The following is a 22602-nucleotide window of genomic DNA, read 5'->3' on the forward strand; positions in this document are numbered from 1 at the left end:
TGGCTGAAGAACACGGATTGCGATCACGCGGGATCAGAGAATCTCCATGGCAGGCTTGATTGGATTTTCCAGCAGTTCGCGGGCAATTTCGATGGCAGTCGCTTCGGCCACTTTGAGCAATGGCTCAGTCGAAGCCAATTCTTCGGTCACGAGATGTGAAATCTGGCCGGCATCCGATTTTTCCCGAATTTCGGCGTTCATCGGAATCTCGCCCAGGAAGGGAATCTGTAATTCTTCCCCACGGGCTTTGGCGCCGCCCCGCCCGAAGATTTCGCCCGACATATTCTCGACAATTCCCAGAACGGGGATTTTAACCTGCCGGAACATCTGCACTGCTTTAACAGCATCCAGCAGAGCGACCTGCTGCGGAGTACAGACGACGACAGCACCTGCCAGTTCCAGCAACTGAGACAATGTTAAGGAAACATCACCGGTTCCAGGCGGCATATCAATAATCAGATAATCGAGTTCTCCCCATTCCGTGTCCTGGAGAAACTGGGTGATCGCCTTGTGCAGCATCGGGCCCCGCCAGATCACAGCCTGATCCGGTTCGACGAAAAAGGCCATCGACATGACTTTCAGTCCGTCCGCTTCCACCGGAATGATTCGCGTGAGTGTCTGACCGTCTCTTCCCTGAAACTCCTGCGCCATCGGTTTTTCATTGGTTCCTACCAGATGGGGAATACTGGGACCGTAGACGTCTGCATCCACCAGACCGACTTTTGCACCAAACTGCTTCAACCCATAAGCCAGGCTGGCAGCAACCGTGCTCTTGCCGACGCCCCCTTTGCCCGCTCCGACGGCGATGACATTCTTCACCTTCAGCCCCAGGCGACCGCCCGACTGTTTGCCCCTGATGTTCGTGGAATATTCTACATTCACAGACTGACATTCGGGGAAGGCTTTCTGAATAGTGGCGCTGATCGACTCAGTCAGTTCTGATTGTAGTGGATAGGAAGGCACGGGCAGTTCAATCCGAACCGTTACCTCTCCGCTGTCACCTGGCTGGACTGACTTTAACAGACCACTTTCCGCCAGGGGCTTACCAAAAACGGGATCTTTCAGATCGGTCAGACTTTTCTGCAGGTTTGCTTCAGTGAATTCGGTATTCGACATCAGTTGAGATTACTTTCCTATTACTTATTACTTCTTCCGGAAACGGGACGGCAGCATTCTTTACACATCAGGGTAGCCGATCACAGTCAGTTCGTTTCTTCCGGATGAGACATTGTCACGCGGGTCTTCGACAGGTAAGTCTGACGTTTTTGAGGATCCGGTTCCAGATACCAGCAACAGATTTTGGCGAGGCGATCCGGCTCCAGTTCTCCACTCTGTATATGAAATACACCCAGCTCACGTAAAGCCCACTCCAGATTTTCCAGAGGATCCGGTGAAAAGATCATCACCGGAAACCGGGAACGTGCCGTCTGGTGCCTCTGCAGGTACTGTAAACAGATAGTTTTCCCTGTACTGAAATCGAGAATGACCAGCACGGAGCCAGGATCTTCCTGCAACGTCTGTTGAAACAAGTCGTGCTCCGAAGAGAAAACGGTTATGTTCCAGTCAGACCGGCCTTCAAACTGCCAGCGCAGTTCCGAAACCAGGTGTGCCCGCTCTTCAAGAACAAACACGTTTTTCATGAGATCAATATCCCAGTCAACAATCTGCACAAAACACCACACATCAGATCCGATTGTCTCTCTTCTTCAATCGTATACAGGCTCGGGATGAATACAACTCACAGCAGGGGAACAGAATCAGGTCGCGGATAGTTTTTTCTGGTTCTGACCGCTGTGGAGTGTGAGTTGGAGCAAAAGAACCATATGTACACATGGCGTGAATATCAGCCAAACACCGTATGTGACACCCTTTGCGGAATCGAATGCCGTCATAATCGTTACAAGTATCCCTTCAGGACCCACTTTGGGGGGTGGCCCCACAATTTTGTGTTTATTCAATAACTCTCCGCGGAATCTGGCCGAAAAAATAGGCAGGTTTACCTTTTTAATTACGTGAGGCTATGGACTCCACGGTTAGTTAGCAAACCTCATCTAACCAAACCGAGAAGAGTACCTCACGACCGTCCACGAAGCGAATCCTTGGAGATTGCCTAAATGAAATTGTTAAGTTACGTTGCCGCTGTAGCGGTTGTTTGTTGTGCTGGTGTATCCGCTGAAGCTGCTGGCTTCCTGGGTAAAGGATGCTGTGCTCCTGCCCCTACTTGCTGTGCACCTGCTCCTAAGAAATGCTGTGCCCCCAAGCCAACTTGCTGTGCTCCTGCTCCCAAGACCTGCTGTGCTCCCGCACCGAAGGCCTGCTGTGCTCCTGCACCAAAGACTTGCTGTGCACCTGCTCCTAAGACCTGCTGTGCCCCAGCTCCAAAATCTTGCTGCAACACCTGCGAAAGCAGCTGCTGCGGACACAAGAAATTGTTCAACGGTGGCTTCCTGCGGGGTTGCAAAGATCGTTGCGGCAAAATGTTCAACCGTTGCAAAGATCGTTGCTGCAAAGTCAAAGTTCGTTGCTGCAAAGTTAAGAAGTCTTGCTGTGCTCCAGCTCCAACCTGCTGTGCACCAGCTCCTAAGCCGACTTGCTGTGCTCCGTCACCCAAGTCTTGCTGCAACTAATCAGATTTGAGAATAACTGAAATCCCCGCACTAAGGGATTGGTTAATCAGGTCCGAAGGGCAGCTTCAATAATCGTGAACGTCAAGTCCGAGGGAATCAGTTCCCTCGGACGGACTTCACCAGAAAGAACGTCCTTCACCAAACGAATCTGAACTGAACTGCGATAAAAAATTGAAAAAAATGGTGTCTCTCTTTCATAGGGAAACATCATTTTTTTTATGCGCGCTGCGTGAGAATCACACGCCAGCCAGCATCCTTCCAATTTGCGACAACAGCCATTAGACTCAGGTTTTGATGTATCTTTTAGTAAGTTTTCGTTTGTTATTCCCGATTCAGATTTATAGTGTGCACGTATGAAAGTCTCCGATTTACTCGAACGATATCAATGGGAAAAAATTCCAGACAGCCAGGGGCGGTTCACGCTGAATCAAAGTAAATCCCTGCTCTCAGTGGAAGAACTGATTGGGTCAGAGGATGTGGAAATCAAACAGCACCCCTCTGCTCATCCTCAGGAAATCATTCATATTGTCGAACTTGAGGATGGTGGCCTGATTTCCTATCAGCGCCAGGATGCAACATTCATCCACACTCTCAACTCGGAAAACATGTTTAAACGCAAACAGTGGGAACTGGGAATCATCTCCTTCAGCCCACGACAGATGCCCCCCGAAGCCTCAGACAGTCTCTGATCATCCTGTCCCATTTTCTGAATCACTGCCTGTTCAGGTTCGCTTTTTTTACTTCCACCTGACCGGTGAATAATTTTTTCATTTTTTTGTTAGTATTCCGGGCCGACTTGACTACGATAGATGTGGGCAACCTCACTGAATAGACCATTCTCATTTCGTTAGTCAAACCATTGTTATCACTTAACGATGAGGAGTTCGGTGTGCCTAAAGCAATCTGGAATGAGGCTGTCCTGGTCGAGTCCGATGACACCGTGATGGTGGATGGGGATGTCTACTTTCCCATTGAGTCGGTCAACTCCCGTTTTCTGAAGAAGAGCACTTCGACGTCTACCAGCCCCCAGAAAGGCAAAGCCTTCTTTTACGATGTTGTCGTGGAGGATAAGGTGAACCGGGATGCCGCCTGGTATTATCTCAACCCCGAAAAAGAATACGGGCAGCTCAAAAACCGGATTGCGTTCTGGAAAGGGGTCGAGCTGACAAACGAATCCGACATCTCATCTTCTACTGACCGTACCAACTGATCAGTTTCTTGATGTCGCCGGTGCGTGATAACGTTTTCACCCGACTGCGAAAATGAGGCATTCCGAAAACCGGTGAATAACCATGGTGGTGATCGGCAATTGTCATCGCCTCATTGATATCTTCCGCCACAAGTTCTGTTCTCCCCTCTCCTGCGGCAATCCAGCGTGCGATCCAGAGGATTGAGGGGAACATCAGCGCCAGATGGTAGAAACCTTCCACAAACGGAATGTCGTAATAGGCTGCTCCCAGAAAATGCAGCCCCTGAATTTTGACGCGAAAGTAGCGTGAGAATAACTTCTGACTCTCGGCAGGCAACGAACCAAACGGTTCTTCCAGAGCTGAGAAAGGGACACGCTGAAAACGTTCCTGCAGTTGAGGTATGGTGCCACTGCCCCGGGTAAACTTCAACGCGGACATCAGCAGCGATAACCGTCTGCCTAACCCCTTGGCTGTTTCCGCATGTGTATCTTTGCGGGCGTACTGTGCCGCCAGCAGGCGAAACTGTATTCCCCCCAACCTGCTGGGAGGCGTACGGGGGATCTCCAGATCAGCCGGCAGTTCCTGATCCACGGCCTGGGAAATCAGTTCGAGAAATTCCGTGAAGCGTTCTCCCTGCACAACTTCAAACCGCGCGTGTTCAATCAACTCGACCCACCCCAGTGCACGCAAGAGACTGGTTTGCACAGGGACTTCCGGATCAGCGAAGAAACGACTGAGCGCGGTAACTGCTTTCAGTGTATCCGGCCAGCCCACAGCTTCCCGTGCCGTCAGCTTCGGTGCGGGAGGAGCTTTATGCCGCTTGGGCAGTACCTGGTTGACAATCTTTCGAATTGCGGGTTCCTGCCGATCAATGCGTTCTCCCAGGTTCGCAACGACCGAAGGACAGCTGAAACGCAGACTGACGGCGATGTCATTGCCTGCAGGATGGAAGGCATACGGATAAACCTGGCAGGCCAGCGGCTTGGCGGGCTCGCCAAATTTGGCATGAATCCGGCACAGACCCCGTTCATCCAGAAAGATACAGGAGCCATCTTCCTGATGCGCCAGGCGGTAGCGTTGGCTGGTCGGTGAGATCCCCAGTTTTACGATCACCGGTTTGCCCCCCGGGATCGAATCATCCTCATCCCAGCGTTGTTTGTCGATCCGTTCTTTTTCTTCCAGCGTGATTTCAATCTGATGCTGCTTACAACATCCCCCACAATTATGGCAGTTCCAGTTCTGGATCGTGGGCAGCTTTAATGAGGGAGCAGGCATGAAGAATCTTTAAGACGGACCTTGTGAGACAGTTTAATGGAACCGTTAATTGTAAAGATTACAAAAGGGAAACGCAAAGTCAGTCTCTGGTCCATTTTTCTTGCCAACTTTTACAGACGGACCTTGAGAATCGCTGATTCGGTATAGACACATAATCAAGATTCCCTAAAATCCCGCTCGCTTGCTGAACAATCAGATCATTTCTGTTCGGTCTTTCCGCAGAGACCGGCCACATCAATCCCCGCTGTATGTGAAACAGAATACCCGAAATCTGAATTTCGGCAGGTACCCCGTCCATAAGTTTTTCCCTTCCTGCAGATCACCAGTCTCATCCGGGAAATCATTTGGAACATTAAGGACCCAATCATGTCGAGACGATTTTTAATCAATGCCAGCTGGTGCGCACTGTTATGCTGCGCTGCGACCGGCTGTTATCCTCACCATCAGTATCCGTATGGTGGAACTTATCCCGGTCCCTACGGTGCGCCCGGTCCTTATCAGATGCCTCCCGGTACCGTTATGCCGGAATCCACGATTCCCCCCGGGAATTATCCCATGCAACCGGATCTGGGACAGCCTGTACCGCCACCACAGGGCGCTCTGCCTTCCAATGGTTCCCAGGCCTGGAACGATTCATTCCCCAACAATACAAACACTAACTACGATGGCGTCGATACACAGTGGAAACAGCCACTCAACAGTCCTTCCGGTTCGGATATGAACGCGCCCTTCGATGCCAATTCTACCGCATCGGGACGCAACACGAATCCCAGCGGCGGTTTCAACAGCGGTTCGTCCAGCAGCCAGCCTGTGCCGAGCTACCAGGATCCCAACCAGATTCGTCCGAACAATAATCCGCCAATCGATAATACGTTTCCTCAAAACAGCAGTCAGCCCCCGCAGAATGATCCGTTCCCTGCGGACACCAACGATCAGTTCCAGAGCAACAAAAACCCTCAACCACAGGGTGGCAACATCCAGACGGACGATCAGTTTGGTCCCAATAACAATGATCAGTTTCCCGGAAATACGCCGCAAAAGTTTCCTGAAGCCAATGATCAGTTCCAGGAGAACAGCGATAGCGGCTTCAGCGTGCCTTCCCCGGTACAGCAGCAGAGCTTTGAAAGCAGTGGCGATACCTTCGAAGCGAATCCCAAAAAATTCAGTGCTAACCAGGGTGCTCCCGCTGACACCTTTGAAGAAAACGCATTCGACAGCAGCCAGGAATTCCAGCCTCCTGTCCAGAGCTTTCCGGAAAATGACAACACATTCCCTGAAAACCAGAATAATCCATTCCCCGGGAATCAGGATAATCCTTTCCCCGGCAACGATGACACCTTCGGCCCTAACAACACTTCGATCATGAAATCAGCACCTGGTCAGGTCAGCCATGCAAACCATCAGATGCCTGCTTCCGGTCCGCAGCTGGTCCGCTCAGAGCAGTTCATGGCTCCCACCAAATTCCAGCCGGCTTCCTTCGAGTTTCCGGCTTCCGGTGGTGCAGCGACTTCAGCAGGTAAGGCTCCTTCGCCATTCAGCTACGATCGTCAGGGCTATCGCTGGTTGCGAGGCGTGGTGGAATTCGATGAACAGGAAAAGAGCTGGAACATCACCTACAATGCGACCCCCGATCAAACAGATAAATTTGGCGGAAACATCGTTCTGCTGGACCAGGGAAAACTCAACCGGTTCAAAAATGGTGATGTCGTCCTGATTGATGGTCGCATTGACGGCTCTCAGCAGGATCGCATGGGCAAGCCCTGCTATCAAGTCATCAAGGCACAACGGCTCGTCCCCAAAAAATGAGCCTGCATGTGTTCATGACAAAGATACTGGTGCGATCAGACTGGTATCTCTCAGGCGTCGAAAATAATCTCTGAAAGCAGAACTTCCGACTGATCTGGCTTCAAAACAATACCAGATCCGCGCTCAGCCCTGAACACAGCCTGCTACCCATGTGTCTGACTGGTACTCCCCTGTTTATCGGGGGGAACAGAACTGTCGACCTGAAGAGCATCCCGTCTGCGCCCTGCTTTGGCGCGACAGCCTTTTCATTACGGGGTTTCCTGTTAGAATTCCTGTAGAGACGTCGATTTTCTATAAACTTCTACCAGACTTAGACAACCATGGTCGCCAATCTATCAGCCATCCGAAATGACTTTCCGATCCTGCAGCGTTCCCTTCCCAACGGGAAACCGCTGGTTTACCTGGACAGCGGTGCCTCCGCCCAGCGTCCTCAGGTCGTCATTGATAAAATTACGGAAGTCTACGAACAATATTACTCGAATGTCCACCGCGGCGTGCATCAGCTGGGCGACCGCGTGACGACCGAAATGGAATCGGCCCGCACCTGCATTCAAAAGTTCATTGGTGCTGAACATCCCGAAGAAATCATCTTCACCTCCGGCACTACGATGTCCATCAATCTCGTTGCTTATTCCTGGGGCAGACATTTCCTCAAGGAAGGCGATGAGATCATCCTGAATGAAATGGAACATCACGCGAACTTCGTCCCCTGGCAGGCGATCGCCAAAGAGCAGGGGGCCGTGCTGAAATTCATCAAACTGACTCCCGAGGGACGGCTGGATCTCGAACACTATCAAAGTCTGTTGACAAACAGAACCCGGCTGGTCGCGGTCACCGGGATGTCGAATGTTCTGGGAACGATTAATCCCATCACGGAGATGGCCCGGCTTGCACATGCAGCGGGCGCACTCATCTTTGTTGATGGCGCCCAGAGCGTGCCTCATCTGCCTGTCAATGTTGATGAAAGCGAGATCGACTTCCTCGCATTCTCAGGTCACAAGATTTTTGGCCCTTCGGGCATCGGTGTGCTCTATGGTCGCAAGGCACTGCTGGAAAACCTGCCGCCGTTCCTGTATGGCGGTAATATGATTTCCGAAGTTCATCTGAATGAATCAAAGTGGGCCCGTCTACCGGCCCGCTTCGAAGCAGGCACGCCTGCGATCGCCCAGGCAATCGCGCTGGGGACCGCCATCGAGTATGTCAATCAGCTCGGTTTTGATGTGATCGCAGAACAGGAGCATCAGCTCAGCCAGTACGCCATGGAACAACTGCAGTCCGTGCCCGGTCTGGAAATCTATGGCCCACAGGAACTGGAACAACGCGGCGCGATTTTCAGTTTCAACATCGCAGGTGCACATCCTGAAGATTTAGCAACGCTGCTGGACCGCAAGGGGATTGCGGTGCGTCATGGGCACCACTGCACCATGCCGTTACATCAGTTACTGCAAATCCCCGCCAGTGTGCGTGCGAGCCTGACCTTCTATAACACAACCGAAGACATCGACGCTTTGATTGAGGCCATCGATTTTGCCCGTCAGCGTCTGCGACTGACTTGAAATAACTCGACGAGTCGTTTCTCTGAGCGCATAAAAAAACAGCCGACGAGTTCACGTCGGCTGCAGTGTTTCCTGATGTCATTCCCGAACTAGATCGGTTTGACATTCTCCGCCCGTGGTCCTTTGTCGCCCATTCCCTCGGTGTAGGAGACGCGCTGTCCTTCGTAGAGCTCTTCGAACGACACACCTTCCAGATTGGAAAGGTGGAAGAACAGGTCTTTACCTGATCCAGTGTCGATAAATCCAAAACCCTTTGACGTCACCTTCTTGATTGTACCTTCAGCCATCGTATATCAGCTTCCTTCAAAAATAAAACTGCGGCACCTGCCGAAACAACTGGTCAGATTCCTCTGCCGCAAGACTCGATTCTACCTCGACTGAATCAGAAAACAAGCAGACTGAACAGGATTATCCCATAATCCTGCATAAATAAAAAACCGGTTAAGACCGCCCCCGCCCCCCGTCTGAGAAACCGGTTTTCCAGCCAGCTGCCCGTATTTTGATTAAATTCAGGCTGTTTTCTGACATCACTACTTGACAGCTGTTCCTTGGTGGAACACCATAAATAGAATAACCATAACAGGATGCCACTTCTCATCTCCATTCAGAAAGCGAGTACTCATGATGGTTCCTCGCCCTGTTTCCGTTGTTTTCCGCGTCATGCTTCTGTCGCTGTCTCTGCTGCTGATGGGACAACCGGCGACTGCCCAAAAACGCGCGACCCGATATAACGCCAAGCCTTCCAATACTGTGGAAGCTGCTGCTCTGGAATTTGCTCTCTCGGCAGATGAAGTCAATTCCCTGGTCGGGAAAAAGGCAAACGTGCTGACATCCAACGGCAAGGAAGAAGTGGACGTTGAAATTACCCGTTTCTTTACCGGACGGGATGAGAGCCACATCAAGTCGATGGAGGTTAAAACCGAAAACGCCACACGCGGCAAGCGTCTGTTCGCCACGCGTCTGGTGGAAATGAAAGTCGACGACAAGACTTATCAGTTCCAGTATTTGCCTTCGCTCAAAGCGGCTGCCATTGAAGATATGAGTCGCAAGAATGCAGCCATCTCAGAAAAACTGCGTGCCTCAAACGAAGAGTTCTGGGACGAGATTCCCGAAAAGGAACAACTGAAGTACGTCGACGAATACAAAGAGTTCCTGAAGAAAGTCGGTACGCATTTCTCTGGCTTCAACATGCAGCTGTATGAAACAAAGTATTTTCTGTTTTATACCGACATGCCGGCAAAGCAGGTTGCCCCCTATCTGGTACAACTCGACAAGATGAATGAACTGCTGGGTCAGTCATTCGGTTTCAAACCGGGGCATAACATCTGGCGCGGTAAAGCGGTGGTCGTCGCTTTTCTGGCTAAACAGGCCTTTCTCGAATTCGAAGAAGAATTCTACAACCGCACCGAAACCGGCAACGCCATCGGTCTCTGCCATTCCCATGGTGACGGCAAGGTCATCGTCTCTTGTTATCGGGGTAACGACCCCAACTTCTTTGGAGCGGTTCTCGTGCATGAAACCGCACATGGATATATCCACCGTTACAAATCAACGGTCCCGATTCCCACCTGGATCAACGAAGGGATCGCCGACTGGATCGCGATGATGGTCGTCCCCAGTTCCAAAGAGGTCCGCTTTCGCCAGACCGAAGCAGCAGCCCGCCTGAGACAGTCACATACCTTCGGGGGACAGTTCTTCAATAACGATCGACTCGACGGCTGGCAGTACGGTTCCGCCAGTGCCATCATCCAGTTGATGCTCAAAGCCAATCCGGAACAGTTCAAACTTTTCTTCAACGGCATCAAGGAAGGCCTCACCTGGCAGGACAGTCTGCAGCGGGCCTACGGTTTAACCGTTGAACAACTCTGTCAGGCTTACGGTCAGACAATCGGTATTCCCCGGCTGACGCCTTAAAGGAGAGTAGAGAGTCGGATCTATTCTCTACCGACCAGCTGCTGTCTGATCAATGATTGCAGGCTCGTGTTATCAGCGTCTGATAGACTCGCTATCTTCCTTGAGTTAGAATCATACTCAGCATCCACCAACGCACCACGCCTGCATTACCTGCCCTGAAAGGACCGTATGACATGAAAGCTGTTTCCGCCCTGGCTCTGGTCTTTAGTCTGCTGCCCACCCTGGCCTGTGGACAAACCGATTCAAAAAAGTCTGAATACTTCAATCAGAATGTGGCTGACTCGAATCCGCTCCGTAACGAACAGGCACGGGAACTGGATGCCTATATTCAGAAGATGGCTGCCGACCAGAGTCGATTCAAGAAACTGTTTCAGCCTGACTATTCATCGGCGGACGCGTTCGCCAAGTCGGCTCAGGCTTACCGCAGTGCATTCTGTCAGAGTATCGGGTATCCACCACCGGGTAAGCGCCCCGATCTAAAAGCTTCCTACCAACAGATCGGCGAGGACAGTATCGGTATCTACTACCGGGCCATGTTACCGATTTTGCCGGGTGTGCATTCCGAGGGGATCTTCATTCTCCCTAAATCCCTGAAAGAGAAAGCCCCGCTGATTATCTCCATGCACGGCGGTGGTGGATCGCCTGAAGTTGCGTTATTTAATGGTGGTGCAAACTATAATGACATGGTCCGTGGTGCGGTGAAACGAGGCTATATTGTCTATGCCCCACAGCATCTGTTCCGTGCCGACGAATTTCCCAAGGATATCCGCCGCCAGATTGACGACCGCATGCGGCTCATCGGCACCAGTATCACCGCAGTCGAGATTGCCAAGATCACCTATGCCATTGATGAACTCATTAAACGTCCCGAGGTTGACGCCAGCCGGATTGGCATGGTTGGTTTGTCCTACGGCGGCTATTACGCTCTGGTGACTCCTGCCGTCGATCCACGAATTAAGGTGGCGGTCTCCAGCTGTTACTTTGGAGTTCAGGAGGGCCGTTATGAGGAAGAAGAACTTTCGGTCCCTCCCGACTTTCGCTTTATGGACCGCATGACACTCTTCAATGATGCCGACCTGGTCGCGCTGATCTGTCCCCGTGCATTACAGATTCAGGCAGGTGCAACCGATCGGCCCTCGCATCGCGAGAAAGGTAAGCAACTGGCGCCCCGGGCCAAAGCTTATTATGAGCAGCTCAACCTGCAGGATCGTTTCGAGCATGTCATTTTCGAAGGGGGACATGAATTTAACGACGCCTCGGCCTGGGCGTTTGTGGAAAAACATCTGTAAGGAGGCATGGCTTTAAGTGATGCCAATCTCCAGTAGATCGGCCTGCAGGTCCTTCAAATTGATTTGCGGATTGAGAGTCTGTGCCAATTCGGTACTGAACTCTCCCCGAAAGATTTTCTCGATCACCCCGAGGTCGAAGTCACGTTCATAGTAATTGCGGGCCCACTCGAGATAATCCCCGGCCTTCCATTGCGAGACCGTTTCCAGATCGATCAGAAATTGCACAGGTAAGCCATACCTGACGCAGTCTGAATTCTGAATGAACCAGATACATGTTGCCTGATCCATGCTGAAGGCAGGTTCGCGAATAAAACCCTGATATGCTTCAGGAGTTTCACGCAGGACAACTTCCAGATCCGGCATACATCCATCATCGGGGCTCAGACATTTGTATCCCGCCAGATCTCCTTTGATCCACAGAAACCATTGACCACCAGAGCCATCGCGAAGCGAGCCGACCTCTTCTTCATCCGACCAGTGAGAATCAAATGAGAAATAACGAAACGCCCACTCCGGCTCGATGATCGCATCAAGGAGTGCCAGTGTTTTAAGTTGAGTGCGTAACTGTTCGATCATAGGGAAGGCACAGCCTCTCGGAAGAAAGCAAGTATTCGGAAGACGAAAAAAACAGCCGTTATCGAATCAGATCGCATATCAGTTTAGCAAAGAGTCTGGCCTGTTTTCATCTGATCTAACTGTCATATCAGTCAGATTCTGAGTAAGATACGAAACCATCATTCATTATCGACCCTAAAGGCAAAACAGGATGGCCGCAAAAAAGAAACCGAAGAATCAACACGAGCGCACCCGTGTGGATCATGCCACGGAAAAAGCAGAAGACTATGTGGAGGCCATCGCGGAAGTCATTGAAGAGCAGGGTGTCTGCCGGGTCAAAGATCTGGCCGAACACTTTGCCGTCAGTCACGTCACTGTGAACCGTACCGTGAGCCGCCTGCAGCGGGATGGCTATGTCACGACGGAACCTTACAGCCCCGTCGAACTGACGAGTAAGGGGACGAAGCTCGCGAAAGACTCGCGACATCGCCACGAAATCGTCTTCAGCTTCCTGGTCGCACTCGGCGTCAGTGAAGAGACAGCAGCCACCGACACCGAAGGGATCGAGCACCACGTCAGCCCGGAGACCCTGGCACTGATGGAAAAATACATCGCCGGTACTCAGGGTTGAGCTTCCCGTTTTAAGTTATTTCTCTGAGCCCTCGGGTTCGGGTAATGCCTCGCTGTTGATAACACACTGGTAAAACTTCTGGCGTTTCAACAAGCGATCGAGCGCGGGAACATTCATCTCCCCGGTGGTCTCGAAGGTAATCTCTTTTTTCGCTTCATCAACCTGAAATGTTTTGAGATCAATCCAGGTAAATCCATCCAGGGCAGACCGGGCACTGCGGACGATATTCGTTTTACCTGCATACAGTCCGTATTGAATCGTCACTTTCAGGTGTTTCCCTTTCGCCAGCTGGCCGGCAGGTTGCAACATGGAAGAACCCTGACCCTTGTCTGCAGCTGAACCCGCAACAACACCGATGCCTTTCGGATGAGCCTGATTTTTCCCTTGCGGAGGCAGGGAATTGAGGTAACTCAATTGCAGATTCAATCTAGTTAGACTATGGATTACGTTATTCTTCTCCCATCTGTCATCTAATCCGATTCGCATTCTGACACTGAGAGTTCCCTTGTCAAAATCCATCTGGAGCGAGCCGGGGATGTATCGGGGTAAATCAGCCAGTTCCGTTTCTACTTTGGCACGTACCCGTTCTGGTCTGAATTGAGCTGCTTTCTCATTGTGATTGATAAAATTGAAGAACATGGTCTTCTCGGATGATTCCGGATCGTACTGCACTTCATGTACGGCGACGAATTCATCGGCAACTTTATAATCAAACAGCGTGATCGCATTAATCATTTTTGCGAGATCGGGTGGCGGAATCTGGTCGAGTTGGATCGCAATCAGCATCTCTTGCGGATTGCCTTCAGCAGAATCAGCGATATATCCCGGAATATCACCGGCAAAATATCGGTTCAAATCATCGTAATCCTGAGCCAGCTTCGCCTTCACCTGATCTGGATGAAGGTCACTGAAATAAACGGTTCCCACGCCATCCGCCTCGATAACCCGCAGTACGACGAGTCGCATCGGCCTTCCCGGCGTGCGGAATGGCGGCTCAGGGGGACCGGTTTTGATGGGTTGATCCGAAAGGATGAGATCATTAAAAAAATTCTGATTTAATCGCCGCGCCAGATTTGCTTCCGGTTCATGATCAAACTGAAAGGTAACCGTTTCATTAACCAGATCTACCCTCAGAGAGCCCGGTACATAACCGAAAATGTCATCTGCCAAGGCAATATACAGTCCGCTGATGATCTTGTCTCTGAACATGTCATAATTATCTCTCCGGAGATATTGTAAACTGTCAGGTTTTTTATACTTCTTGATCTTATAGGTCAGCTGTGTTGGCTGAATCTTTTCAGGCGTTCTCAATTGGCGAACGTTATTGATCATCAGATTCAGTTTGACTGGAATCGAGGGAATTCTGTTGATCTCCATATATAATGCAACAGACGGACATCTCGTCATACGCATGGTCATGACATGATACTCAAGATCAAGTTTCACACTATCAGCAATGTAGTCGGAATACTTCTGAGACAGTTGATGATTCAGCAACTGAGATAAGACACTTTCCCCTGCTACCGGATTGGCAGCGATCTGTTTCGAGATCGATTCGTCGATTTCCTCAATCACATATTTAACTTCATAATCCACTCCTTCCTCATCTGCCTCTTCCTCGGGAAGCTCGAGTGCCACCACTTTGGCAGTCTCCGCGACTTGCACTTTGATCGACGCATTTTTATTGATGCTGTCGGCGATCTGCCTGGCGGCTCGCGGGTCTGCCTGCAGACTGAGTAGATTCCGGGAGAGATCAACCTGAGTCGATCTCGGGATAAAGGTCAGCACATCTGACTTTTTCAGTTGAGTGTCGACGACCTGGGCAGTGCTTCTTGAAAGCATATCCAGCATACGCGCCTTATTCTGACGTGAGTTCTTGATCGAGTTGGTGATCGTAGAGTCGAGCTTGATAATTTCAAAAACCAAAAGATGCGTCGCAGCCGCCTGCGCGGGAGTGAGAGAAGGATCGACAGTCACGGACTGATCCGCCTCTGGGATGGCAGAAGTCGAAGTAGTTGAGCTGGCAACGGTCATTTGCGGTTTCGCATTCTCTGTCGTTCCCAGTTCATCTGACTTGGCCTCAGTCGGTTCGGGCGTTACCGTCTCCGACACTTCCTCTTTATCTGAGGACTGGTTGGCAGCTCCGGTCGTTGCCAGTTTCGCAGCGAGATTTTCTGAGGAGCCACCGGAGCCTCCCGAGTTGAGGGCAATCAACCCGATGCCTCCCCCGACAATCACCACGATGGCTGCCAGGCCGATCCACTTCAGAGAGTCTCCTGAAGACGGATTCCGTTTCGCGGATCGTCCTCGAGGGCGGTTTGCTTTTTCACGGGGTGGCCGGCTGGCTTCCAGATCATCCTCTTCATCCCAGAGGTCGTCCCAGGCATCCTGTTTCGCAGCCGCCTGCTGCGGCTTCTTTGACTTTGAGGAAGATGACGGGGCGGATATGACAAAAGGAACCTGGCACTTCGGGCAGGCAACTTTTTTCCCCAGGGCTGCTTTGGATTTGGCTTTAAACGTAGCCCCACAATTAGGGCATTCAATCACAGTAGTCTCAGACATCAATAAAACGACCTTTAAGAGTATCAGAATGAGCTCTCGTAAGGCTAAACTCCAGTTCAGAGACAATCAATACTGTTTAGCAGTAAACAAATAAGAATTAACAGGGATTCACAGAAATAAATCTCTGTAACAAAAAATCGGGTTTTACCCGAACTTCACAAGTCAGTCCGAGCCTCAAAAACTTCAAATGGAACCTGGTATTCCCTACTGAAACAGGACCTCCACTCTGTTAGGATAAGAGTGTGTACACATTCGCTGGTTTTTAACTCTGATACCCCTGGGAGTACATTCATGATCCACAGCCTCGGTCGATCTCTGCTGTTTGCCTTCGCTTGCAGCGCGCTGTTTTTCAATTCTCTATCAGCCGTCTCAGCTGAAGAGAGCAGACCCAACGTTCTGTTCCTGATCTGCGACGACCTCAACTGCGATCTGGGCTGCTACGGTCATCCGCAGGTCCAGTCTCCGAATATCGATCAGCTGGCAAAACGGGGTGTGCGCTTTCAGAATGCCTACTGCCAGTTTCCGCTGTGTGGTCCCAGTCGGGCCTCCTTCATGACCGGCATGTATCCCGATCAGACTCTCGTCCATCGCAACGCGATCTACATCCGCGAACACGTTCCCAATGTGAAAACCATTCCGCAGATGTTTCGCGACAATGGCTACTTCGCCACTCGGGTGGGGAAGATCTATCATTACAACGTTCCCAAACATATCGGGACCGGCGGACACGACGACCCATATTCCTGGAATCAGACCTTTAATCCCCGTGGACGCGATGTGGATGATGAGGATCTGATTTTCACTCTGACCCCCGGTAGTTTTGGAGGCACACTCAGCTGGCTCGCCGCGGAGGGAACTGACGCAGAACAGACAGACGGCATTGCCGCGGATATCGCCATCGAACAGCTGCAGAAGTTTGCCAAAAGCAAGCAGCCGTTCTTCATGGCGGTCGGCCTCTACCGTCCACACACACCTTATGTCGCTCCCAAGGACTACTTCGAAAAGTATCCCACTAAGCAGATCAAGGTCCCACAGGTTCCCGAAGGCTATCTCGACACGATTCCCAAGCCGGCCCGGCAGTCAGTGAGACGGAAGAAAGTTCAGATCGACCTGCCTGATGATCTGGCCCGACAGGCGATTCAGGCGTACTACGCCTCCATCACCTTTGCTGACGCACAACTCGGTAAAATTCTGGAAGCACTGAAAGCGAGCGGGCTGGAAGAGAACACGATTGTCGTTTTCACTTCCGATCATGGTTATCACATGGGTGAGCACGGACACTGGCAGAAAACAACCCTGTTTGAAAATGCGACGCATGTGCCGCTGATCATCGCCGGTCCGGGTGTACTTGCCCAGGGTCAGACAGCAGAAGCACCTGCTGAGATGGTCGACTTCTACCCCACACTGGCAGAACTGACGGGTTTGAAAGCCCCCGCCTCTGCAGCGGGAGTGAGTCAGGTTCCCACCCTGAAAGACGCCTCCGTGGCATCGCGCGATTCGGCATTCACTCAATACGCCAACGGTTACAGTCTGCGGACTCCTCGTTATCGTTATACCGAATGGGGAGAAAAGGGAAAGCAGGGTGTCGAGCTTTATGATCATCAGTCAGATGCTGCAGAAATGAAGAATCTGGCCAGCGATCCAGCGACGGCAGAAGTGCGTGCGAAGCTGGCAAAGCAGCTGCACGCACGCATTGAACAGGCCAACGTGCATCCCAAAGGGGTCACTCAGATCAAGTTCGAAAACCGACGTCGCGTCCCCAAATAATTTCAGAACCGCTCTTGTAATTCCTGCGGGGGTTGTTTTGAATGGAAGAAAGCAATTTGTGAACCTTCCTTCAAAAATCCCCCCAAAGGAATGAGCGATGAATATTTCCCGACGTGCCTTTTCGAAATCACTGCTCCTCGCTGGCCTCGGTTGTGCAGCCGGTCAATGGCCGACCAGCCGTGCTCAGGCGGCAGCTCCCAGTATCGAAGCGGGCACCGGGTTTATTGACGTCCACACGCACATCGGCACCTACACAGACCCGAAGAAGAATCTGTCACCTGAAGCCTTAATCAGTTGGATGGATGAATTCGAAGTCGAGAAAGCCGTCGTGCTGCCGTTGACTTCACCTGAATCAACGAAGTATCTGCAAACAACTGAATCGGTGCTGGCGGCTGCTAAAGATCATCCCGATCGTCTGATTCCTTTCTGCTCGGTCGACCCTCGTACGACACACGCCGGCTCGGTCAAAGCACTCACCGGTATGATCCAGGGCTGGGTCGATCAGGGAGCCAAAGGCTTCGGGGAACACAAAGTCGGTCTGAATTTTGATGATCCTCTGATGATGCGCGTTTATGAAGCCTGCCAGGAAGTCGGCATTCCGCTGCTGTTCCATATCGATAACATTCGCGGCAAAGATGTTCCCGGTCTCAAGCGACTTGAGAACGCACTGAAGACATTTCCCGAACTGAACTTCATCGGCCATGGTCCCGGCTGGTGGGCATCGATTTCCGGCGGGCTCGATCAGAAATCACTGGGGGGCTACCCGAAATCGAAAGTTGAACCTGGTGGTGCGATTGATGATCTGATGAGCCGTTACCCTAACATCTACGGAGATCTCTCCGCGGGTTCGGGAGCCAACTCAATTTCCCGTGATATGGAATTCGGAACGGAATTCCTGATTCGTCGTCAGGACCGGATCATGTTCGGCACCGATTACCTCGCTCCCGGACAGCATGTTCCTCAGTTCGAACTGTTCGAAAAACTGGTTCTGCCCGATGAAGTCCGCAGCAAGATCTGCCGCGAAAATGCAATCAAGCTGTTGAAACTTTCCTGAAATCAGGCCCTCAGCCACCTCGTTTTATACGGAATCTAGTGATTACAGCAAGAAACACATATACACAAAAACACATAACGGGCGAATCTGGAGATTAATGCGGAATTTCGCGCTGTTCTTTCCGATCATATTTGTGTATGCTGATCATTAAAGAACCTTCATATTCCTGCCAGCGCTACTCACCACACAGGGTATGAGATAAAGACTGTTTTTTTATTTACCACACCAGTTTTTATCTAATCCTAATTAATAATCGAATCCTCGATTTTGAGATGGGAGAATTCGGATGTCCCAGTCAGACTTCAACCCAGAAAATACACACGGAAGACACCATCAGAGCGGCAGCAGTTTTGCCAGTTTCGCTCCCGGTTCAGACCTGATTCGCAGTGGCAGCCGTCGCTGGTTCCTGCAGACAGGCATGGCTGGTCTCGCTGGTTTGTCACTTCCGGAGCTGTTACGTCAGAAGGCACAGGCTGCTCCCCAGGCACAAATCAGCCAAAAGTACCAGGCCAAGTCGGTGATTATGATCTGGCTGTCTGGTGGTCCCAGTCAGCTTGATACCTGGGATTTGAAACCGCAGGCCCCGAAAGAAATTCGTGGTCCCTTCAATCCGATTCAGACTTCCGTCAGCGGTATTGAAATTTGCGAGCACCTGCCCAAGCAGGCAGCGATGATGGACAAGTTCGCCATCATTCGCTCGATGGATGCCACGGCCAGCAATCACACCCCCACCACCTTCCAGGCAGCGAATCCCAAATCACGTCGAACCAACGACAACCGTGACGGGGGCGGCTATCCTTCCATGGGTTCGGTAGCTGCAAAATTCCGTGGTCCCAACGTTGCGGGGATGCCTGGTTTCGTCGCACTGGCCGACAGCATGGCAGCCGACATCTATGGTGCAGGGCACCTGGGACATCGCTATGAACCACTGGACGGCGTCAAAGCAGCCGGTAAGTTCGGCATGCCGGATGGCGTCACATCTTCCCGTCTCACCGACCGTGATGCACTCCGCCGTCAGTTTGACCAGATGCGAAAACATGCTGACATGTCGTCCGACCTGGCCCTCCAGGACCGCTACGTACAGGAAGCATACGACATGGTCCTGTCGGGAAATGTTGCCCGCGCATTTGACCTCAACAAAGAACCTCAGAAGATCCGCGACAAATACGGCGACAGCTCTTTTGGTCGTAAATCACTGCTGGCCCGTCGTCTGGTTGAAGCAGGTGTCACCTTTATCACCATGAGTGATGCCTGGGGACATTGGGACCATCACGGTGACGAAGTCAAGTGGGGCGGGATCACCAAAGGTCTGAAACCGATGCTCCCCTCGTTCGATCATGGCGTGACGACGCTCATCAGCGATCTGGAAGAACGCGGTCTGCTCGATTCAACCCTGGTCCTTGTCCTGGGTGAATTTGGTCGGGGACCGGTCATCACCAAAACCGATGGACGTGGTCACTGGACTCCCGTCATGTCGATGCTGGCTGCTGGTGCAGGTGTGCCCGGCGGTCAGGTGATTGGTGCTACCGATCGTCGTGGTGGTGAAATCGCCGAACGACGTCTGGGCCCAGGCGACCTGGGTGCCACCGTGTTCAGCAAGCTGGGCATCGATCCTTACGGACACTGGATCAAACCGGGGGGACGACCCACGCCTCTGGTCGAAGGTCCTTCCGCCCCGATCGCCGAACTCAGTTAAACCGCGATTCACTTTTGAGAAGCAGCCGCAGTCGGATAACGGGCCTGCATGTTCTGCAGCATCTGTTGAAGTTGCGTTCCGAGCTGCGCTGCCTTTTCCGGCTGGCTGGCACTTAAATCATGCTGCTCACCCGGATCGCTGCTTAGATCGTACAGCTCGCGTTTTCCCGTTTCATAAAACTGCAGCAGCTTCCAGTCTCCACTGCGAATCGCAGAGACAGGTCGGGTTTTGCTCACCGCGAAATCATTGACGCCGATCGTCTCTTTGGCTGTTTCATACCCTTTTTCCGGATGATAATACGGAAAATGCCAGGTCAGCGGTCGCGTCTGCCATGCGGCTGCTTTCCCCTCCAGCAGCGGGACCAGACTTTGACCATCGAGCGTCAGCGAGTCACAGTTTCCTCCTGCGACTTCACAAAAAGTAGGAAACAGATCGGTCCCGCTGACCGGTACTTCGCACACGCTATCCGCTTTCACGTGCCCGGGCCAGCGGACCAATAGGGGCACACGGATCCCCGCTTCATACAGGTTCCACTTACTTCCCCGCAGGGGGCCATTGGCGGCATATTCGGGATGTCCGCCGTTATCAGACGTAAACACAACCAGGGTGGACTCGCGCAGGCCCTGTTGATCCAGCGCGTCCAGCACCTGTCCCACATAGGTATCGAGGGTTTCAATAAACGCACCATAGTGCGTGCGAAGTTTTTGATCTCCCGGACCAACGGCAGCGCGGCCCCGATACTTTTCTATCAGCCAGTCAGTGGGGGCTTTGACCGGAGTATGCACATGGAAATAAGAGAGATACAGAAAGAACGGCTGACTGCGTTTCTGTTGCAGGAAGCGGATGGCATTCTCTGTGACTGCATCAGGGGGAAACTCGTCCTTTTTAAAGTCTCCCGGTTTCCAGGCGAACTTTTTGGCATAAGGATGACTGCCGAAGGTTTCGACGGCTTTTTGAAATCCCTGCTGGCGGGGACCGTGTGTCGGACTCCAGCCCAGATAACGTTGATAATGCTCATTCACATGCCACTTCCCGAAGAAGCCGGTTTCGTAATCGGCCTGCTGCAACATCTCGCCGAGTGTGACTTCTTTCAAAGGCAGGTCCTGCGTGTAAGCGGGAGGCTGCATCAGGCGGGTGGGAGGTTCTACTCCGGCCGGCTTCGTCACGAATTCAAAATGCAGCCTCGCAGGTGTCTTTCCGGTCAGAATTGAGGCCCGCGAAGCAGAGCAGATTGGCGCCGGAGAATACGCATTCGTGAACTTCATTCCCTGTTTCGCCAACTGGTCAAGGTGGGGCGTATCAGCGAGCTGTCCCCCATAACAGTGCAGATCACGCCAGCCCAGATCGTCGGCCAGAATAAAGACGATGTTCGTCGGGGTCTCTGCTGCCGAAAGGGGAAGCGAACAACAACAGAGCATCAGGAAGATAAGCGCGCGACGCATCAATGAACCTCAGACTTGAAGAGCAAAGCTTATTTGATTTCAAACCCGAGTGTAACGAATTCCCCTACCGTCTTCGAGCCTGTCTGCTGCTGAGAGAGATCGACGGCAAAAGGCTGCTGCAGGCTGTTGCCCGCGAGATCTTCCAGCACAGAACCGATCACCAGCTGATAGTGCCCCGGCTCCCAGGGTTTTTCCGGGGTCCACTTCCAGACCGATTCGTGATCCGCCAGTTCGATCTTGCCGGGCACCGTTTTTCCACTGGTCGTCTGAATGCGAAGCTGACTGTGCAGCAGGGCGTAATCCAGCGATTCCCCCAGTTGACAAATCAACGGCGCTCGTGTTCCGGAGGCCGGAACATTCAGTTGCCATGACTCCGGTTTCGGCTGACGTTCATCCATGGCGACCGCTGAGAATGTTTTTTTGACTTCCTGTCCCAGTGCATGCCCCGTCAGTGCTGACCACTTCGGGTTGATCCGTAATTCATACTCCTGACCGGCATTGAGGATCGCCCCCAGTTCGACATTCAGATTCACGCCCGTCTTCTGGCGACCGGGATGAAACCAGAGTGTCAGTTGCTTCCCATCGGGAGACCAGAGCTCAGTGTGTCGAAACGGTCGGGGGACCAGTTGCTGCTGCGTTTTGTTATACAGAGAAAAATAATCAAAGATGTCGCCCTGCTGCATCGGTTCCGAAAACTGAATATAAAACTTCAAATGATTGGCGGGGAGCTGTTTACCCGAAGGATAGATCGACAGCACCTGCGGCGGTTTTGCATCGGGCAGGGGAATGGCATACGTTTTCTGCAGACGCTGTTCTCCCTCTTTCCCAGCCAGTTGTAACGCACGCGCGTCAAAGGTTGCCTGATAGCGACTGCCTCTCACGAGCGGAAATGCAGGCTGAAAGATGAGCCTTTGATCTTGCAGTTCATAGCGTCCCAGCATGGGTGGCAGCTCTTGAGAAGATTTGCTTTCCCGCTTCAGTGACAGAACCTGCTGGTACTGTTCCTCGGAGGCATCCCGGAGCGTTGTCCAGAGTCGGGAATCTGCTGCCGTCACGACCACACGACACTGCCGCGGGTCCTGTTTGTCTGCTTCAAAGCTGAGATGAAACAGACGGTCATCGGGTGAACCGGTTGCCTGCGCAGGGGCGACCAGACTGAAAGCAGTCACCAAAAACAGCGTGACTGAGATTAGTTTTCCAGCTGGGACTGATAACGACATCACTACACCATTCCGAGC

Annotated in this window: 18 protein-coding genes; 10 read left to right on the forward strand and 8 right to left on the reverse strand. The window is 52.0% G+C overall.

Going from position 1 to position 22602, the window contains the following annotated elements:
- Window positions 1–33 precede the first annotated feature (33 nt).
- Together HG66A1_RS25030 and HG66A1_RS25035 are read right to left on the reverse strand one after the other, a co-directional pair.
- Window positions 34–1116, reverse strand: a complete 1083-nt coding sequence (locus tag HG66A1_RS25030; RefSeq protein WP_145190638.1) for an Mrp/NBP35 family ATP-binding protein — start codon at window positions 1114–1116, stop codon at window positions 34–36.
- Window positions 1117–1202: 86 nt separating this feature from the next.
- Window positions 1203–1640, reverse strand: coding sequence for a hypothetical protein (locus HG66A1_RS25035; RefSeq protein ID WP_145190641.1), 438 nt, complete (start codon window positions 1638–1640; stop codon window positions 1203–1205).
- 1340 nt (window positions 1641–2980) lie between these two features.
- On the opposite strand from HG66A1_RS25035, the gene HG66A1_RS25045 reads away from it, so the two are divergent.
- Both HG66A1_RS25045 and HG66A1_RS25050 read left to right on the forward strand, forming a co-directional pair.
- Window positions 2981–3316, forward strand: a complete 336-nt coding sequence (locus HG66A1_RS25045; RefSeq protein WP_145190643.1) for a hypothetical protein — start codon at window positions 2981–2983, stop codon at window positions 3314–3316.
- A 200-nt stretch (window positions 3317–3516) separates the two neighbouring features.
- Window positions 3517–3837, forward strand: a complete 321-nt coding sequence (locus HG66A1_RS25050) for a DUF427 domain-containing protein (protein WP_145043513.1) — start codon at window positions 3517–3519, stop codon at window positions 3835–3837.
- Here the strand turns inward: HG66A1_RS25050 and HG66A1_RS25055 are convergent.
- Window positions 3818–5092 (reverse strand): YkgJ family cysteine cluster protein, encoded by a 1275-nt coding sequence (locus HG66A1_RS25055; protein ID WP_145190646.1) that lies wholly within the window; start codon window positions 5090–5092, stop codon window positions 3818–3820. The genes HG66A1_RS25050 and HG66A1_RS25055 overlap by 20 nt on opposite strands.
- Before the next feature lie 366 nt (window positions 5093–5458).
- Between HG66A1_RS25055 and HG66A1_RS25060 the strand changes: the two genes are divergently transcribed.
- Window positions 5459–6898 (forward strand): hypothetical protein, encoded by a 1440-nt coding sequence (locus tag HG66A1_RS25060; protein ID WP_145190649.1) that lies wholly within the window; start codon window positions 5459–5461, stop codon window positions 6896–6898.
- A gap of 320 nt (window positions 6899–7218) precedes the next feature.
- Window positions 7219–8454, forward strand: a complete 1236-nt coding sequence (locus HG66A1_RS25065; RefSeq protein ID WP_145190652.1) for an aminotransferase class V-fold PLP-dependent enzyme — start codon at window positions 7219–7221, stop codon at window positions 8452–8454.
- An 89-nt stretch (window positions 8455–8543) separates the two neighbouring features.
- Here the strand turns inward: HG66A1_RS25065 and HG66A1_RS25070 are convergent, their stop codons facing one another.
- Window positions 8544–8741 carry a cold-shock protein gene (locus HG66A1_RS25070; protein ID WP_145043521.1) on the reverse strand — a complete coding sequence of 66 codons (198 nt, stop codon included), beginning with the start codon at window positions 8739–8741 and terminating at the stop codon, window positions 8544–8546.
- 334 nt (window positions 8742–9075) lie between these two features.
- Here HG66A1_RS25070 and HG66A1_RS25075 point away from each other — a divergent pair, with 334 nt between their 5' ends.
- Together HG66A1_RS25075 and HG66A1_RS25080 are read left to right on the forward strand one after the other, a co-directional pair.
- Window positions 9076–10368, forward strand: coding sequence for a hypothetical protein (locus HG66A1_RS25075; protein ID WP_145190655.1), 1293 nt, complete (start codon window positions 9076–9078; stop codon window positions 10366–10368).
- 173 nt (window positions 10369–10541) lie between these two features.
- Window positions 10542–11657 (forward strand): alpha/beta hydrolase family protein, encoded by a 1116-nt coding sequence (locus HG66A1_RS25080; protein ID WP_145190657.1) that lies wholly within the window; start codon window positions 10542–10544, stop codon window positions 11655–11657.
- Window positions 11658–11669: 12 nt separating this feature from the next.
- Here the strand turns inward: HG66A1_RS25080 and HG66A1_RS25085 are convergent, their stop codons facing one another.
- Window positions 11670–12233, reverse strand: a complete 564-nt coding sequence (locus HG66A1_RS25085) for a hypothetical protein (RefSeq protein WP_145190659.1) — start codon at window positions 12231–12233, stop codon at window positions 11670–11672.
- A 190-nt stretch (window positions 12234–12423) separates the two neighbouring features.
- Here HG66A1_RS25085 and mntR point away from each other — a divergent pair, with 190 nt between their 5' ends.
- Window positions 12424–12843, forward strand: coding sequence for a manganese-binding transcriptional regulator MntR (mntR, locus tag HG66A1_RS25090; protein WP_145043531.1), 420 nt, complete (start codon window positions 12424–12426; stop codon window positions 12841–12843).
- A 15-nt stretch (window positions 12844–12858) separates the two neighbouring features.
- On the opposite strand, the gene HG66A1_RS25095 is transcribed toward mntR, so the two are convergent.
- Window positions 12859–15405, reverse strand: coding sequence for a hypothetical protein (locus HG66A1_RS25095; protein ID WP_145190662.1), 2547 nt, complete (start codon window positions 15403–15405; stop codon window positions 12859–12861).
- Window positions 15406–15696: 291 nt separating this feature from the next.
- Here HG66A1_RS25095 and HG66A1_RS25100 point away from each other — a divergent pair, with 291 nt between their 5' ends.
- The 3 genes from HG66A1_RS25100 to HG66A1_RS25110 all read left to right on the forward strand — a co-directional run bounded on the left by HG66A1_RS25100 (window position 15697) and on the right by HG66A1_RS25110 (window position 19922).
- On the forward strand, window positions 15697–17172 hold the full coding sequence (locus HG66A1_RS25100) for a sulfatase (RefSeq protein WP_145190665.1): 1476 nt from the start codon (window positions 15697–15699) through the stop codon (window positions 17170–17172).
- A 97-nt stretch (window positions 17173–17269) separates the two neighbouring features.
- Complete coding sequence (locus tag HG66A1_RS25105; protein ID WP_145190668.1) at window positions 17270–18226, forward strand: amidohydrolase family protein; 957 nt, start codon at window positions 17270–17272, stop codon at window positions 18224–18226.
- Between the two features lie 286 nt (window positions 18227–18512).
- Window positions 18513–19922, forward strand: coding sequence for a DUF1501 domain-containing protein (locus HG66A1_RS25110; protein WP_145190671.1), 1410 nt, complete (start codon window positions 18513–18515; stop codon window positions 19920–19922).
- A gap of 8 nt (window positions 19923–19930) precedes the next feature.
- Here HG66A1_RS25110 and HG66A1_RS25115 read toward each other — a convergent pair whose 3' ends face one another.
- Both HG66A1_RS25115 and HG66A1_RS25120 read right to left on the reverse strand, forming a co-directional pair.
- Entirely contained in the window at window positions 19931–21364 is a 1434-nt protein-coding gene (locus tag HG66A1_RS25115; RefSeq protein WP_145190674.1) for a sulfatase, read from the reverse strand.
- Between the two features lie 29 nt (window positions 21365–21393).
- Window positions 21394–22584, reverse strand: a complete 1191-nt coding sequence (locus HG66A1_RS25120; protein WP_145190677.1) for a hypothetical protein — start codon at window positions 22582–22584, stop codon at window positions 21394–21396.
- Window positions 22585–22602: the final 18 nt, after the last annotated feature.

Source organism: Gimesia chilikensis, assembly GCF_007744075.1.
GTDB classification, from domain to species: Bacteria; Planctomycetota; Planctomycetia; order Planctomycetales; family Planctomycetaceae; genus Gimesia; species Gimesia chilikensis_A.